Annotated in this window: 11 protein-coding genes and 2 pseudogenes; 9 read left to right on the forward strand and 4 right to left on the reverse strand. The window is 61.9% G+C overall.

The genetic code is table 11. The annotated features are described in order from the left end of the window. A partial coding sequence (locus C8K66_RS29920; protein ID WP_178087555.1) for a DUF6531 domain-containing protein occupies positions 1–1,915 on the reverse strand: 1,915 nt, incomplete at its 3' end. A gap of 96 nt (positions 1,916–2,011) precedes the next feature. Between C8K66_RS29920 and C8K66_RS29925 the strand changes: the two genes are divergently transcribed. From C8K66_RS29925 to C8K66_RS29965, 9 genes and pseudogenes are all read left to right on the forward strand, one after another. After that, positions 2,012–2,200 (forward strand): hypothetical protein, encoded by a 189-nt coding sequence (locus C8K66_RS29925; protein WP_132849962.1) that lies wholly within the window; start codon positions 2,012–2,014, stop codon positions 2,198–2,200. Positions 2,201–2,303: 103 nt separating this feature from the next. Continuing rightward, positions 2,304–3,275 carry a prolyl aminopeptidase gene (gene pip / locus C8K66_RS29930; protein ID WP_046384986.1) on the forward strand — a complete coding sequence of 324 codons (972 nt, stop codon included), beginning with the start codon at positions 2,304–2,306 and terminating at the stop codon, positions 3,273–3,275. Next, positions 3,272–3,709, forward strand: coding sequence for a D-aminoacyl-tRNA deacylase (gene dtd, locus C8K66_RS29935; RefSeq protein WP_108526680.1), 438 nt, complete (start codon positions 3,272–3,274; stop codon positions 3,707–3,709). The genes pip and dtd overlap by 4 nt, the downstream gene beginning before the upstream one ends. 323 nt (positions 3,710–4,032) lie before the next feature. Continuing rightward, entirely contained in the window at positions 4,033–5,712 is a 1,680-nt protein-coding gene (locus C8K66_RS29940) for a glucan biosynthesis protein G (RefSeq protein WP_256591119.1), read from the forward strand. Further along, a pseudogene (mdoH, locus tag C8K66_RS29945) lies at positions 5,705–8,313 on the forward strand (glucans biosynthesis glucosyltransferase MdoH). The gene C8K66_RS29940 and the pseudogene mdoH overlap by 8 nt, the downstream one beginning before the upstream one ends. A 150-nt stretch (positions 8,314–8,463) precedes the next feature. After that, a complete protein-coding gene (locus tag C8K66_RS29950; protein ID WP_046384983.1) occupies positions 8,464–9,264 on the forward strand; it encodes a transporter substrate-binding domain-containing protein in 801 nt (266 codons plus the stop codon). Between the two features lie 220 nt (positions 9,265–9,484). Beyond that, positions 9,485–10,282: a transporter substrate-binding domain-containing protein gene (locus C8K66_RS29955; RefSeq protein WP_046384982.1), complete on the forward strand. Its 798-nt coding sequence runs from the start codon at positions 9,485–9,487 to the stop codon at positions 10,280–10,282. Between the two features lie 208 nt (positions 10,283–10,490). Further along, positions 10,491–11,450, forward strand: coding sequence for an amino acid ABC transporter permease (locus tag C8K66_RS29960; RefSeq protein ID WP_108526681.1), 960 nt, complete (start codon positions 10,491–10,493; stop codon positions 11,448–11,450). Further along, complete coding sequence (locus tag C8K66_RS29965) at positions 11,443–12,177, forward strand: amino acid ABC transporter ATP-binding protein (protein ID WP_108526682.1); 735 nt, start codon at positions 11,443–11,445, stop codon at positions 12,175–12,177. The genes C8K66_RS29960 and C8K66_RS29965 overlap by 8 nt, the downstream gene beginning before the upstream one ends. Positions 12,178–12,180: 3 nt before the next feature. Here the strand turns inward: C8K66_RS29965 and C8K66_RS29970 are convergent, their stop codons facing one another. From C8K66_RS29970 to C8K66_RS31795, 3 genes and pseudogenes are all read right to left on the reverse strand, one after another. Further along, positions 12,181–14,088 carry a methyl-accepting chemotaxis protein gene (locus C8K66_RS29970; RefSeq protein ID WP_108526683.1) on the reverse strand — a complete coding sequence of 636 codons (1,908 nt, stop codon included), beginning with the start codon at positions 14,086–14,088 and terminating at the stop codon, positions 12,181–12,183. Positions 14,089–14,230: 142 nt separating this feature from the next. After that, on the reverse strand, positions 14,231–15,103 hold the full coding sequence (locus C8K66_RS31790) for a methyl-accepting chemotaxis protein (protein ID WP_371928175.1): 873 nt from the start codon (positions 15,101–15,103) through the stop codon (positions 14,231–14,233). Next, a pseudogene (locus C8K66_RS31795) lies at positions 15,089–16,147 on the reverse strand (methyl-accepting chemotaxis protein); the annotation flags it as partial. The pseudogene C8K66_RS31795 and the gene C8K66_RS31790, both read right to left, overlap by 15 nt. Positions 16,148–16,150 lie beyond the last annotated feature (3 nt).

A 16,150-nucleotide genomic window follows, 5' to 3' on the forward strand; every position in this document is an offset into this window, starting at 1 on the left:
ACGGCAGCGACCAATGCTCCAGCCACACGGTGGATTCGATCCGCCCCAACGGATCTTGCGTCTCGCACAGGTTGCCGGACTCGTCGTAACCGAACTTCCACTGACCGCCCTGAGGATCGGTGGCACCGAGCAACTGGCGCTCGTCATTCCATTCGAATTGCCAGGTTTGGCCGAGGTTGTCGGTGTATTCGGTGATCTGGTACTGCGGATTCCATTGGCGGGTGCTGACCCGTTGCAAGCCATCGGTAATCCGCGTGATCCCAGCTTGTAGGTCATAGTCGAACTGGTAGTCGTCGCCCTCGTCGGTCCAGTGTCGGACTACGCGCCATTCGTAGTCGTCCACACAGGCCCATTGGTAATAGCAACGCAGCCCGGTAGGTCGTTGGTGCTCGACCATGCGCTGGCCGCTGTCGTAGGCAAAGCGGCGCTGTAGATGCCCGGCAGTATCGCGAACTTCGGCCAGGTCGCCATGAGCGTCATAGGCATAGCTGACTAGGGTTTCGCGGCTGTGGTCGGCGAACAGCCGTTCAATCTGCTCGAGCCGGCCGAGTTTGTAGCCGAGTTCGATTCGCACATCATTGAGGGAATCGCGTAACCGGCTCAGCCGACCTTGGGCGTCATAGTCGAGGAGGATGCGGTTGTCGTTGCGGTCCCCTAATTGGCTCAAGCGCAGGTGCGACGGGTTGCCGGGCGTTGGTTCGAACAGCCGATAGAGCCCGTCGACGCTTTCAATCAGCAACTGCCCGTCGGCATGGCGCCGCACGCTCAGGCCTTCGCCCGCGCTGAACACCGCGCCGCCCAAGGGGATCACGCCCATGTCGATCTGCCGGGCCTGCTCGTCGGTGTAGACCAGGCGCTCGCCGCCCTCAGGAAGCCCACCCATCTCGACGAAGACTTCGTAGATCACACTCCAACCGGCGCCGAACAGGCCATCGCGGCGTTCATCCCGGCTGCTGTAGTAGCGCTGCCACTCGATAGGCAACAGGCCTGGCAGGGCGAAGTCCAAGTCGTCTTCACCGTCGAGAACTTTCGCGCCCGTGGCGCTGTGTACCGGGTTGGGCGAACCCACGACCGCCGAGGTGATGGCATTGCTCACCTGACTGCTGCCCCACGACACCAGCCCGCCCACGACCATGCACGGCAACGTGCTGAAGAACTTCGCGCCACCGCCGCGCAACGTCAGCAGCGCCGTCACCGCCAGCCCGACACCGGGCGTCTTGCCGCTGCGAATCTCGCGAACCACCACGGGCGCTCCGCCGATGATCACATTCGGCGAAATCTGTACCGTCCCAACCTTGGCCTCGCAGGTGCTCCGATCACCACTGCGCACGGCGGGCTGGCCGTTGATAAATACGCGACTGGAACCCTCGGCCATGTATTGCTCTGGCATCGGCGCGTGTTTATGGCAGTCGACTTTATCGCCAGGACAAGGCGCAGCGCCCGCCACCGGAGAGGCCACCGTTGGGCGCCATAGCTGAGAGAAAAACCCTTCAGCGATATCCAGATAAGAAGGCTCACCACCTGGCGCTGCGATCACATCCGAGATTTTGCCAGCCGCCCGCGCAGCGGGTTTACCGTTGATGAATACGTTGGGCGAACCGCTGCTGATGAAGGCGTCGATGACGGGAGGAAACAGGGCATTGGCGAAATACTCACATAATCGTGAGAGGCGTTTGTCCGCGCCGGATTTGCTCATGCCGACGCCGACCACCGCACCGACGACGGCACCCAGTACCACGCAGCCAAGGCCGCCAGTCGCCACGGTCAAACCCGTCGCCGCAACCACCGCCGCTGTCGCCAAGGCCGTCACGGCCACATTGGCCGCAATCTCCAGGACGCCGCCTAACACGTCGGCCAGCATGGAGCTGTGCAGAAGCGCATCGCCCTCGCGGGCAGCCCAAGGCGTGTCAGTCATGCGCAACGATCCGTGTCCGAAAGGACCGGGATCAAATCACGCGGTGGTTGCCTTGCTCAGGTGAGACTTTCCGATGCGTTCGTAGGAATGCTCTTGGTGTTAATTGGCCAAACGCGCCACTTGTATGCCGAACACTTGCAAGCGGCGGGCGTGAACGCGTTGCTGTACTGCGGCCAAGGCCTGTCCCACGTCTGTTTGTGGGCACAGAGCGAGGTGGAGGAGGGCGACCGGCTCTACAACGGCCTATTGGCTTACCTGGGTAGCGAACTGCTGACACAGGTCTAAGTGCTCAAGGACATGCTCATTGCACAATTCGGGTTTATAGTGCCAGACGGCAAAATAAAAGACGTCCCCCCAGGGATGAACCCGACCCCCTACGGAGCGCGCAATGCAGACTTGGTACCCGCAGATCAAACCCTACGCCCGGCACGATCTGGCCGTCGATGACACCCACACCCTGTATGTCGATGAAAGTGGCTCCCCCGAAGGCTTGCCCGTCGTATTCATCCATGGTGGCCCTGGTTCCGGTTGCGACGCCAACAGCCGCTGCTATTTCGATCCGAACCTGTACCACATCGTTACCTTTGACCAGCGGGGCTGCGGGCGTTCCTCTCCCCGCGCCAGCCTGGAAAACAACACCACCTGGGACCTGGTCGCCGACCTCGAGCGCATTCGCGAGCACCTGGGCATCGACAAATGGGTGTTGTTCGGCGGCTCCTGGGGTTCGACCCTGGCGCTGGCCTACGCGCAAACCCATCCCGAGCGCGTGCATGGCCTGATCGTGCGTGGGATTTTCCTGGCCCGGCCCCAGGACATCCACTGGTTTTACCAGGAAGGCGCCAGCCGCCTGTTCCCGGATTACTGGCAGGATTACCTCGCACCGATCCCCCAGGACGAGCGCCACGACCTGCTCACCGCATACCACAAGCGCCTGACCGGCAACGACCAGATTGCCCAGATGCACGCCGCCAAGGCCTGGTCCACCTGGGAAGGGCGCATGTTGGGCCTGTGCCCGAACCCGCAGTTGATCGAGCGTTTCGCCGAGCCCCAGCGCGCGCTGTCGATTGCCCGCATCGAGTGCCACTACTTCACCAATAATTCCTTCCTGGAACCCGACCAACTGATTCGCGACATGCACAAGATCGCCCATCTGCCTGGCGTAATCATCCACGGCCGCTACGATATGATCTGTCCGCTGGATAACGCTTGGGAGCTGCATCAGGCCTGGCCGAACAGTGAACTGCAGGTGATCCGCGAGGCGGGCCATGCGGCGTCCGAGCCGGGCATCACCGATGCCTTGGTGCGCGCGACCGGCGAGATGGCGCGTCGTCTGCTGGACTTGCCGCCTGAAGAAGCATGAAGGGCCTGTTGCAACGGGTGCACGGCGCCCGGGTCGAGGTCGCGGGCGAAATCGTGGGGGCGGTCGACCAGGGTTTGCTGGTGCTGGTGGCCGTCGAACCGGGGGATACTGTCGAGAGCGCCGACAAACTGCTGCACAAACTGCTTAACTATCGGGTGTTCAGCGACGACGATGGCAAGATGAACTTGTCGCTCAAGGATATCGACGGCGGTTTGCTGCTGGTGTCGCAGTTCACCCTGGCGGCGGATACCAAAAGCGGGCTGCGGCCAAGTTTCTCTACCGCCGCGCCGCCGGCCCTGGGGGCGGCACTTTTTGCGCACTTGCTGTTACAAGCGCAACAATTGCATGGCAAGGTGGCGTCAGGGCGTTTTGGTGCGGATATGCAGGTTCATTTGGTCAATGATGGCCCTGTGACCTTCCTCTTACAGACATGAATGTATTAAAAACGACGTTAATGCCTAAAAACGCAGGGTTTCGCTACAAATACTTCGTTGTCCCTGATGCGTTGTCTCGCGGGCTACTAGATAATCGCGCGCTACGGGGATCAGCGTTGATTGGTCCATTTTTGACTTAGGTAGAGACTTGTCCGACAGCCTCAGGGGAATCATTTTGCCCCAGGGGAGTCGGAACAATGCTCGCCAACCTGGCATATAGATAGCTGGCCGTTGGTTTTTTGATCTGTTTTCGGCGAGGGTTGCTCGTGATTGTTAGTCCCTGTAATGCACCAAAATTGTCTGCCAAACGGTTACGAAACGCACTGGTGACGGGCTCCGCCCTGTTTTGCCTGTTCGGCGCGGGTCAACTGTGGGCATTCAGTCTGGATGATGTGTCGGCCAAGGCAAAAGAGCTGGCCGGGCAGAAATACGAAGCTCCGCGCAGCAATCTGCCGAACGAATTCCGCGAAATGAAGTTCGCTGACTACCAGAAGATTCGTTTCCGCAACGAAAAAGCCGAGTGGGCCGATCAGAACACCCCGTTCAAGCTGTCCTTCTATCACCAGGGTATGCATTTCGATACACCGGTGAAGATCAACGAAGTCACCGCCGACAGCGTCCAGGAAATCAAATACGACCCGACGCGCTTCGATTTCGGCGACGTCAAATTTGATCCCAAGGCCACTGAGCAGCTGGGTTATGCCGGTTTCCGCGTGCTGTTCCCGATCAACAAGGGCGACAAGCAAGACGAAATCCTGACCATGCTCGGCGCCAGCTATTTCCGCGTCGTGGGCAAGGACCAAGTGTATGGCCTGTCCGCCCGTGGCATGGCGATCGATACCGCGCTGCCGTCCGGCGAAGAATTCCCGCGTTTCACCGAGTTCTGGATCGAGCGTCCGAAGCCGGGTGACAAGCATCTGGTGATCTTCGCCCTGCTCGATTCGCCGCGCGCCACCGGCGCCTATCGCCTGATCCTGCGCCCTGGCACCGACACCGTGGTCGACGTCAAGTCCCAGATGTTCCTGCGCGACAAGGTCAGCAAGCTGGGCGTTGCCCCGTTGACCTCGATGTTCCTGTTCGGCGCGAACCAGCCGTCCAAGGTCCTCAACTACCGTCGCGAGCTGCATGATTCCAGCGGCCTGTCGATCCATGCCGGCAATGGCGAGTGGATCTGGCGCCCGCTGAACAACCCTAAACACTTGTCGGTCAGCAACTTCACCGTGGAAAACCCACGTGGTTTCGGCCTGCTGCAACGCGGTCGCAACTTCAGCCACTACGAAGACCTGGACGACAACTACGACAAGCGCCCAAGCGCCTGGATCGAGCCTGAAGGCGACTGGGGCAAGGGTTCCGTCGACCTGGTAGAGATCCCGACCGCCGACGAAACCAACGACAACATCGTTGCCTTCTGGAGCCCGGAAAAACTGCCGGAAGTCGGCCAGCCGCTGGATGTTGCCTACCGCCTGCACTGGACCCTGGACGACGCCGCGTTCCATTCGCCGGACAGCGCCTGGGTCAAGCAGACCCTGCGTTCCACCGGCGACGTGAAACAGTCCAACCTGATCCGTCAGCCGGATGGCAGCGTCGCGTACCTGGTGGACTTCGAAGGCCCGGCCCTGAAGAAACTGCTGCCGGACGCCCCGGTGCGCAGCCAGGTGAGCGTGGGTGACAACGCCGAGCTGGTGGAAAACAGCGTGCGTTACAACGAGCACACCAAAGGCTGGCGCCTGACCCTGCGCATGAAAATCAAGGACGCAAGCAAGCCGACCGAAATGCGTGCGGCCCTGGTCCAGGACATCGTGCAGCCTGAGCCCGAGAAGGTCTCGACCCAAGTGCTCAAGGCTGACAAGGTTTTGGCCAAGCAGCACGAGAAACAAGCCAAGAAAGACGCCAAAGACAAGGAAGCCAAGCAGCCAGAAGCTGCCCCAGCCACACCGGAGCCGATCAAGACCGAGCAAGTCCTGACCGAAACCTGGAGCTATCAGTTGCCTGCCGATGAGTAATTCTCAAGTCCAGCCAGAGACTCTGTCCGAGTACCTGGCGCATCTGCCGATGACCGCAGAGCAGCGCGCCGAACTGGCGGGCTGCACATCCTTCAGCGAACTGCACGAACGTTTGTCGTCCAAGGCGTTCGATGCGCCGGTCGACGCCGCCCAGGCGTCGGTTGGCCGCCGGTTGACCCTCAGCACGGCCGAAGAGCTGGAGGACGCCGAAATGCTGGCGCTCGACGCCAGCGGCCGGGTGTGCCTCAAGGCGACGCCGCCGATTCGTCGGACCAAGGTGGTACCGGAGCCGTGGCGCACCAATATCCTGGTGCGCGGCTGGCGCCGGCTGACCGGCCGCACCAACCCGCCGAAGCCGCCGAAAGACGAGCGCGTGCTGCCGGCGGCGCGCTGGCGCACGGTTGGTTCGATCCGTCGCTATATCCTGCTGGTGTTGATGCTCGGCCAGACCATCGTGGCCGGCTGGTACATGAAAGGCATCATGCCGTACCAGGGCTGGTCGCTGGTCGACTTCGACGAGATCCGCAACCAGACCTTGCTGCAGACCGCGACCCAAGTGCTGCCATACGCCCTGCAAACCAGCATCCTGATCATGTTCGGGATCTTGTTCTGCTGGGTGTCGGCCGGTTTCTGGACCGCGTTGATGGGCTTCCTTGAGCTGCTGACCGGCCACGATAAGTACCGGATCTCCGGTAAAAGTGCCGGTCACGAGCCGATTCCGAAGAATGCGCGCACCGCGCTGGTGATGCCGATCTGCAACGAAGACGTGCCCCGCGTATTCGCTGGCCTGCGCGCGACGTTCGAGTCGGTCGCGGCGACCGGTGACCTGGACCGCTTCGACTTCTTCGTGCTCAGCGACAGTAACGACGCCGACATCTGCATCGCCGAACAGCAAGCCTGGCTCGACGTGTGCCGCGAAGCCGGTGGCTTCGGCAAGATCTTCTATCGCCGCCGTCGCCGTCGCGTCAAACGCAAGAGCGGTAACCTCGACGACTTCTGCCGGCGCTGGGGCGGTGACTACAAGTACATGGTCGTTCTCGACGCCGACAGCGTGATGAGCGGCGAATGCCTGACCAGCCTGGTGCGCCTGATGGAAGCCACGCCGGATGCCGGGATTATCCAGACCGCGCCACGGGCGTCGGGCATGGACACCCTGTATGCGCGCATGCAGCAGTTCGCCACCCGCGTGTACGGCCCGCTGTTCACCGCCGGCCTGCACTTCTGGCAGCTGGGTGAGTCCCACTATTGGGGTCACAACGCAATCATCCGCATGAAGCCGTTTATCGAGCACTGCGCCCTCGCGCCGTTGCCGGGTAAAGGCGCATTCGCCGGTGCGATCCTCTCCCACGACTTCGTCGAAGCCGCGCTGATGCGCCGTGCCGGCTGGGGCGTGTGGATTGCCTACGACCTGCCGGGCAGCTACGAAGAACTGCCGCCGAACCTGCTGGACGAACTCAAGCGCGACCGGCGCTGGTGCCACGGCAACCTGATGAACTTCCGCCTGTTCCTGGTCAAGGGCATGCACCCGGTTCACCGTGCGGTGTTCCTCACCGGTGTGATGTCCTACCTGTCGGCCCCGTTGTGGTTCTTCTTCCTGGTGCTGTCGACGGCGTTGCTGGCGGTGAACACCTTGATGGAGCCGCAGTACTTCATGGCGCCGCGCCAGTTGTACCCGCTGTGGCCGCAATGGCATCCGGACAAGGCGGTGGCGCTGTTCTCCACCACCGTCGTGCTGCTGTTCCTGCCGAAGTTGCTGAGCGTCATCCTGATCTGGGCCAAGGGCGCGAAAGAGTTCGGTGGCAAGTTCAAGGTGACAATGTCGATGCTGCTGGAGATGCTGTTCTCCATGCTGCTGGCGCCGGTGCGGATGATCTTCCACACCCGCTTCGTCCTCGCCGCGTTCCTCGGCTGGGCCGCGACCTGGAATTCGCCGCAGCGTGACGACGACTCCACCCCCTGGGGTGAAGCGGTCAAGCGCCACGGTCCGCAAACCTTGCTCGGCTTCCTCTGGGCGCTGTTGGTGGTGTGGTTGAACCCGAGCTTCCTGTGGTGGCTGGTCCCGATCGTCGGTTCGTTGATGCTGTCGATCCCGGTGTCGGTGATTTCCAGCCGGGTCAAGCTGGGCCTCAAGTCCCGTGACGAGAGCCTGTTCCTGATCCCTGAGGAATACAATCCGCCGCAGGCGCTGCTGTCGACCGAGAAGTACACCCACGAAAACCGCTGGCACGCCCTCAATGATGGGTTCGTGCGTTCGGTGGTCGACCCGCAGCAGAACGCCCTGGCCTGCGCCCTGGCGACCTCGCGTCACCGCGAGGCGGAGCCGATCGAGTACCTGCGTGGCGAGCGCGTGCGCTATGCGTTGAAAGTCGGCCCGACCGGCCTCAACAACGCCGAACGCCTGGCCCTGCTCAGTGACCCGGTGGCCCTGGCCCGCCTGCACGAGCAGGTCTGGAGCGAAGGGCATGCCGAGTGGCTGGGCGCCTGGCGTCAGTCCTTCAAGTCCGATCCGCACGCGCCATTGCTGCCGTTGCAACCGTTGTCGTCCCAGGCTCAACCGGCCTGATTCAGACGCCCCCGAGGGTTCTCCTCGGGGGCGCTTGAAGCGCTGGTCCTACAGCGTTTCCCGTCTCTTCCTTTGTGCTCTAACTCCTTGTTATTTCGAAACAAAAGTCCCTGGTTCAAGGCGTATTGCCGTGCCTGTGTCTGAGTTAGCATCGCCCCCCGAAATTTGACTCGAGCACAGGGGGATTCATGATCAAAAGGTATTGTTCGGCATTGCTGATGGGCGCTGTCGCATTGATTCACGGTGCTCTGGTGCAGGCCGGCGCGCTGGACGACGCCGTTCGGCGTGGCGTGCTGAAAGTCGGCACCACGCCCACCTACGTGCCGTTCGAGATGACCGATAAACAGGGGCGTATCGTCGGTTTTGAAGTCGACTTGCTGCACGCGATGAGCCGCGCCCTGGGGGTCGAGCTTGAGCTGGTGGCGGTGCCGTACACCGAGTTGCTGTCGGGGCTGATGGCGAGGAAATTCGATCTGATCGGCAGCGGCATGACCGTCACGCAGGAGCGCAACCTCAAGCTGAATTTCAGCGACTCGTTTATCGTGGTCGGCCAAACGGTGTTGCTGCATCCGCGCCTGGCCGGCAAGGTCGCCAGCATTGAAGACCTGGACGAGGCCGGCTACCGCATCGCCACCACCGAAGGTACTACCGCGCAGGCGGCGGCGCAGCGGTTTCTGGGGGCAGCTCGGCTCAGCAGTTTCGCCACGCCGGAAGAAGGGGTGCGCCAGGTGGTGAGCGGTGTAGCCGATGCGTTTATTCATGATGCGCCTTACAACCTGATCGCCATGACCCGGCCGGAAAACCAGGCATTGCTGGCGCTGGAGCAACCCTTCACCTACGAGCCCCTGGCGTTCGGCCTGAAAAAAGGCGATTACGACAGCCTGAACTGGATCAACCATTTCCTCAACCAAGTGGCCCAGGACGGCACCTACGATCGGCTGTACGACAAGTGGTTCAAGGACACCGACTGGATGGCCGAGGTCGACTGAAAGTCATACCTACTTACACATCAATCAATTGCCCTCGCCCGACAATGAAGTGTCTACGTCTGCGCTTTGCCGCAGTGCTGTAGGGCTATTCCGACATACCTCGACAACTATTACCGGTGAAACCTTTGTACCGGGCAGCGAGTGGGTTAGGATCGCACCCCGAAATGGTGCAGCCCTTTTTGCGCGCCGACTTCATAAGAATCGTTCAGGGGACTTGATGATGAAAAAGTATCTTTCGATGCTGCTGCTCGGCGTCACCGCGCTGGTCGCGGCCAATGTGGCTCAGGCCGGGGCCATCGATGATGCGGTCAAGCGCGGCACGCTGAAGGTCGGCATGGACCCGACCTACATGCCATTCGAAATGACCGACAAGCGTGGTGAAATCATCGGCTTCGAAGTCGACATCCTCAAGGCCATGGCCAAGTCCATGGGCGTCAAGCTGGAGCTGGTGTCCACCGGCTACGACGGCATCATCCCGGCCTTCCTCACCGGCAAGTTCGACATGATCGGCAGCGGCATGACCCTGACCCAGGAACGCAACCTGCGCCTGAACTTCAGCGAACCGTTCATCGTGGTTGGCCAGACCCTGCTGATTCGCAAGGACCTGGAAGGCACCATCAAGTCCTACAAAGACCTGAACGACGAGAAATACCGCCTGACCTCCAAGCTCGGCACCACCGGCGAGATGGTCGCCAAGAAGCTGATCTCCAAGGCCAAGTACCACGGCTACGACAACGAACAGGAAGGCGTGCTGGACGTGGTCAACGGCAAGGCCGATGCCTTTGTGTATGACGCACCGTACAACGTCGTCGCCGAGAAGAAAGTCGGTAACGGCAAGCTGGTGTTCCTCGAAGAACCCTTCACCTTTGAACCGCTGGCCTTCGGTCTGAAGAAAGGCGATTACGACAGCATCAACTTCATCAACAACTTCCTGCACCAGATCAAGAACGACGGCACCTACGATCGCATCCATGACAAGTGGTTCAAGAGCTCCGAGTGGCTCAAGGACATGGAATAACGCCGGCTCCTATGGCTCCTGCTTTCTGTAGGAGCGAGCTTGCTCGCGAAGGCCGTCAACGATAACGCTGGCTTGCTGAATAAACGCGGTGTCTTTGAGTTTTTCGCGAGCAAGCTCGCTCCTACAAAATGCCTTGACTGAATGGCATTAGGGCAAGCCCGCCCGCCACAAAAGCGGGGGCTTACCCGACCCTTTTGGATGTTGAGTAATGAAACAGAAAAAAGCCCAATGGCCCTGGCACCTGCTGACCGTGGTCGTGCTCGTCGGCCTGGCGGGCGCCTTGTACTACGCCACGTCGCTGATGTCCTACGAATGGCGCTGGAACCGCGTACCGCAATATTTCGCCTATCAGGCCGAAACATCGCAGCGCGCGGCGGATATCTCCACCGTTGTCGAGCTGGTGCGCAAAGGCGATGTGGTCGAAGTCACCCTGCGCAACGACGCGGGCACGGAGCAAAAGCTCAGCGTGGCCGACAACAGCCTGAAAGTGGCGCGCGGCGATGACGTGGCGGAAGGCGATGTAGTGGGCGTGACCCGGCAGTGGGCGCTGGGCCCGTTGATGTGGGGCTTGTGGACCACCTTGTGGCTGTCCTTCGTGTCCGGCGTGCTGGGCTTGGCGATTGGCCTGGCGACGGGCCTGTGCCGGCTGTCCAGCAACCCGACCTTGCGCGATCTGTCGACGATCTACGTCGAACTGGTGCGCGGCACGCCGCTGTTGGTGCAGATATTCATCTTCTATTTCTTTATCGGCACGGTGCTCAACCTGTCCCGGGAGTTTGCCGGGATCGCCGCGCTGTCGCTGTTCACCGGGGCCTATGTGGCGGAAATCGTCCGCGCTGGTGTGCAGTCGATCACCCGTGGCCAGAACGAAGCCGCGCGCTCGTTGGGCTTGAGTGCCAGCCAGTCGATGCGCCATGTGGTGCTGCCGCAGGCGTTCAAGCGCGTGCTGCCGCCCCTGGCCGGGCAATTTATCAGCCTGGTGAAAGACACTTCGCTGGTGTCGGTGATCGCGATCACCGAGTTGCTCAAGAGCGGCCGCGAAGTCATCACCACTTCGTTTTCGCCGTTTGAAATCCTGTTCTGCGTGGCAGGCCTGTACCTGTTGATCAACCTGCCGCTGTCGAAAATGGCCAGCCGGCTTGAGCGGAGGCTCGCGCAAAGTGATTGAAGTCCGCGATCTGGTAAAAGTCTTCGACACCCGTTGCCATGTGGTGCGCGCGGTGGACCACGTCACCACCCAGGTCGCCAAGGGCGAAGTGCTGGTGGTGATCGGCCCGTCCGGCTCCGGCAAGTCGACCTTCCTGCGCTGCCTCAACGGCCTGGAAGAGTTCGATTCGGGGTCGGTGAGCATCGACGGCCTGCAACTGGCCGATCCGAAAACCGACGTGAACGCCTACCGCCGCGAAGTCGGCATGGTGTTCCAGCACTTCAACCTGTTCCCCCACATGACCGTGCTGGAGAACCTGTGCCTGGCGCAGAAAGTCGTGCGCAAGCGCGGCAAAAAAGAGCGTGAAGCCAAGGCCCTGGCGTTGCTGGAAAAGGTCGGCATCGCGCAAAAGGCCAACGAGTTTCCCTCGCGTCTGTCCGGTGGCCAGCAGCAGCGGGTGGCGATAGCCCGCGCGCTGGCGATGGAACCCAAGGTGATGCTGTTCGACGAGCCCACCTCGGCCCTCGACCCGGAGATGGTCGGCGAAGTGCTCGACGTCATGAAAACCCTGGCCCTGGAAGGCATGACCATGGTCTGCGTCACCCACGAAATGGGCTTCGCCCGTGAAGTGGCGGACCGGGTGCTGTTCTTCGATCACGGCAAGCTGCTCGAAGACGCGTCCCCGGCCGAGTTCTTCGATGCGCCGAAAGACCCGCGAGCCCAGGCCTTCCTGCGCCAGGTGCTGTGAGCCTCAGAGCCTGAACTTGCCGACCAGTGTCTGCAAATCCAGGCTCAACTGGCTCAACTGAGCGCTCGCCGCCGCCGTTTCTTCACTGGCGGCGGCGGTTTGCTCGGACACATCGCGCACCTTCAACACACTGCGATTGATCTCCTCGGCCACAGCGCTTTGTTCCTCGGCGGCGGCGGCAATCTGCGGGTTCATTTCCTGGATGACCGACACCGTGCGCGCAATGGCCGCCAGGGCGTCGCCGGCGTCGCGGGTCAGGCTGACGCTGTTGTCCGTGAGGCTGCGACTGCTGTCCATGATGTCCGCCACCTGCTGGGTGCCGGTATGCAGACGCAAGATCAGTCCTTCAATTTCCTCGGCCGATTCCTGCGTGCGTAGGGCCAGGCTGCGCACTTCATCGGCGACCACCGCGAAACCTTCCCCGGCACTGCCCGCGCGCGCCGCTTCGATGGCGGCGTTCAAGGCCAGCAGGTTGGTCTGCTGGGAGACTGACTTGATCACGTCGAGCACGCTGCCGATCTGTTGGCTCTCCTGCTGCAACGCCAGCATCGCCCGGCTGGACAGTTCCATTTCACTGGCCAGGTGGCCGATCTGCTCCACCGCCTGCGCAACCACTTTGTCGCCGAGGTGGGTCTGTTGGTCGGCTTCGCTCGCCGCGATCGACGCTTGCTCGGCATGTCGGGCGACCTCCTGGGCGGTGGCGAGCATTTCATTCATGGCCGTGGCCACCTGGTCGGTTTCGTCCTTTTGGTTGTTGACCCCGGCGCGGGTTTGCTCGGTGACGGTGGATAGCTGCGTAGCCGCGCTGGCGATTTGCCGGGCGCTGTCGCCGATGCCGCTGATCAGGCCGCGCAGGTTGCGGATCATCTGCGCCATGCTCTGCTGCAACTGGCCCAGTTCGTCGCGGCGCTCCACGGCGGGGTTTTCGCTTAAGTCGCCCGCGGCAATGCGGTTGGCGACGGCCAAGGCCTCGCGCAACGGCACGGCGATTTGCCGGGCGATCCACCAGGCCGCCAAGGCCCCCAGCAGCAGGGCGGCAAGGGTGACGCTGATCAGCAGGGTTCGGGTGTGCTGCGCTTCCCGGTCGCGTTTGAACACCTGGCCCTGGCTGACCAGATCGCTTTGCGCCAGCAACTGATTGAGTTGTTGTTCAAAGCGGTTTTGCACGGTCTCGGTGTCGAGTTGTGCCTGCTTGAGCGTGGTCAGCAGCGCACGGTATTGCGCGAGGTCGGTTTTGAGTAGGGTGGCGTCCACGGGCAGGCTGGTGACGGCGACTTGAGCGACGTCCAGGGCGTCGAGGGCCTTGCCCACCGCTTCGGCATAGGCCTGCAACGACTCGGCGGCCCAGGCGGGGCTGCGCGCGCGATCTTCGGCCTGTTCCATGGCCTGGCGCAGATCTTCGATGGCGTCGAGCGCCTGCTGGTCTTGCTGGTCAGGCAGTTCGCTGGCCAGTTGCGCGAGGGTGTCGCTGGCTTGCAGGGCGGCTTTTTGCAGCGGCGGCCGGGCGTTTTCCCGCTGTTCGATCAACGGCGGCAATTCCACCAGCACCGCTTTGAAGGCGGCCACCAGGCGTTCGGCTTCCTCGAGACGCTGCAGGTCGGTCGGGTCTTTCATGTGTTTTGACAGGTAGTCGAGGTGCTGGTCGATTTTTTCGATCTGCCGCGTCATTTTGCCCAGGCTGGCCGTGTCGGTGAGCGTTCGGTACACGATGCGGTCGGCGCGCATGGCCTCCGCGTCGGCGGCCAGTTGGCCCAGCACCGTCAGGTTGCTGGAGCGGAACAGTGCGGCATTCAAGGCCTGCCAGCCTGTCATGGCGATGATGAAACTGAGGACCAGCACCTGGCCAAAACCCAGGGCGAGTTTGAGTCGGACGCTGGCGTTGACCAGCAAGCGGGTCAGCCGAGGAAACATGATGAACCTCCAAATCTGAAAAAGCGCTGCGCAACAAGGCAAACGCTAAAACGATTTGGGGTGAGGGCGGGCTGATAAGCGTGTAGGAAATTTCACAAGTTGCTGAAGTGCGGCGACCCGGATGGGTCGCCGCCCAGCCCGGTCAGATGCGGAAACGTCCGACCAGGGTTTGCAGGTAGATGCCCAGGCGCGCCAGTTCGGCGCTGGAGGCGGCGGTCTCTTCACTGGCCGAGGACGTCTGTTCTGACACATCGCGCACGTTCAGCACGCTGCGGTTGATCTCTTCGGCCACGGCGCTTTGTTGCTCGGCGGCGGTGGCGATCTGCGAGTTCATCGCCTGGATCGTCGATACGGTACGGGTGATGTTCGCCAGGGCGCTGCCGGCGCGGCGCGTCAATTCGACGCTGCTGTCGGTCAGCCCACGGCTGTTGTCCATGATGGTCGCCACTTGCTGGGTGCCCGTTTGCAAGCCGACGATCAGCTCTTCGATCTCTTCCGTGGATTTTTGCGTGCGCTGGGCCAGGCTGCGCACTTCATCGGCCACCACCGCGAAGCCGCGCCCGGCTTCACCGGCACGCGCTGCTTCAATCGCGGCGTTCAGCGCGAGCAGGTTGGTTTGCTGGGCCACCGACTTGATCACGTCGAGCACGCTGCCGATCTTGTCGCTTTCGCGCTTGAGATGGCCCATGGCCTCGGTGGAGTTGCCGACTTCGGTGGCCAGGCGTTCGATCTGGGCGATGGCTTCACCGACCACCTTGTCGCCTTCGCGGGCCTGCTGGTCCGCTGCCACGGCGGCTTCGGACGCTTCCTCGGCGTTGCGCGCAACTTCCTGCACGGTCGCGGCCATTTCATTCATGGCCGTAGCGACTTGGTCGGTCTCGATTTTCTGATTGTTGACCCCAGCGCTGGTCTGCTCGGTGACCGACGACAATTGCTCGGCGGCGCTGGCGATCTGGGTGACGCCGTCGCTGATGCCGCCGATCAATTCGCGCAGGCCTACGGTCATGCTTTGCATGGCACGTTGCAGTTGGCCCAGTTCGTCCTGGCGCGTGGACGTCAGGTCGTGGCTCAGGTCGCCGGAGGCAACGCGCTCGGCCACCTTGAGGGTCTGATTCAGCGGGATGACGATCTGACGCGTGATCGCCCAGGCGGCCACCAGGCCAAAGATCAATGCCAGCACGGTGGCCAGCAGGAGCAGGTACTTGGCCTGGGCGGCATCGGTGTCGCGCACCGCGGTCTGGGAAATCGTCAGTTTATCGCTGCGGTTCAGCAGGATATCGCCTTGCTCGCTCATGGTTTTGAGTGCGACGGCGGTGGCCACCTGGGAGTCGCGGAACTGGCTGACGGCGGCGCGATAGGCTTGCAGCGAGACACTGGCCTGCTGCAGGTTGGCCTGGTATTGCTCCTGCAATGAGCCTTGCAGTTCAGTGATCTTCTTCAGCGCGTTGTCGATGGCGTCGAGCGCGGGTTGCTCAGCCTCGACCTTGCCGCTGTAGGTGTAACCGCGGACCTGGAAGCGCGCTTGCTGGATCAGCTTGCTCAGGTCGACCACGCTATTGAACTGGGTGACACTGTCGCCTTGCAGCAGGGACTTCTCGACTTCAGTCACCTTGAGCACCGCATTGTCGGCGGTATTGCCCAGCTTGCTGCGCGCATCCTCACGGTTGGCCCCGGCTTGCGCCATATCGCTGAATGCGCGTTTGTATTGGTCCACGGCGGCCAATTGTTCATCGACCAGCGCGATGTCGGCGGGTTGTTCGATCAGCGTGCGGGCGGTCTTCATGCCGCTGTCCAGGCGGTTCAGCAGCTCGCTGACGGCCGCCGTGCCTTGTTCGCCACGGCGCATTTCATAGTCCAGGCGAGCGATACGCAGGTCTTTGGTCAAGACACTCAGGCTGGAGATATACCCCAGTTTGTCGCCGCGGCTGGCCACATCGCCCAGGCCGGTCCAGCCGGTGAAGGTGATCAACAAGGTGAGGAGCAACACCAGGCCAAAGCCTACGCCCAGTTTGTGGTTGACGCTGACATTCCCCAGCTTTTCGGCTAACCAACGATGCATGCT

This window comes from Pseudomonas sp. GV105 (assembly GCF_003058185.1).
GTDB classification, from domain to species: domain Bacteria; phylum Pseudomonadota; class Gammaproteobacteria; order Pseudomonadales; family Pseudomonadaceae; genus Aquipseudomonas; species Aquipseudomonas veronii.

What these genes read in the sequence shown, in the direction of transcription:
- pip (WP_046384986.1), top strand. Translation starts at nt 2,304, where the DNA reads ATGCAGACTTGGTACCCGCAGATCAAACCCTACGCCCGGCACGATCTG.
- dtd (WP_108526680.1), top strand. Translation starts at nt 3,272, where the DNA reads ATGAAGGGCCTGTTGCAACGGGTGCACGGCGCCCGGGTCGAGGTCGCG.
- C8K66_RS29950 (WP_046384983.1), top strand. Translation starts at nt 8,464, where the DNA reads ATGATCAAAAGGTATTGTTCGGCATTGCTGATGGGCGCTGTCGCATTG.
- C8K66_RS29955 (WP_046384982.1), top strand. Translation starts at nt 9,485, where the DNA reads ATGAAAAAGTATCTTTCGATGCTGCTGCTCGGCGTCACCGCGCTGGTC.
- C8K66_RS29960 (WP_108526681.1), top strand. Translation starts at nt 10,491, where the DNA reads ATGAAACAGAAAAAAGCCCAATGGCCCTGGCACCTGCTGACCGTGGTC.
- C8K66_RS29970 (WP_108526683.1), bottom strand. Translation starts at nt 14,088, where the DNA reads ATGTTTCCTCGGCTGACCCGCTTGCTGGTCAACGCCAGCGTCCGACTC.
- C8K66_RS31790 (WP_371928175.1), bottom strand. Translation starts at nt 15,103, where the DNA reads ATGCAAAGCATGACCGTAGGCCTGCGCGAATTGATCGGCGGCATCAGC.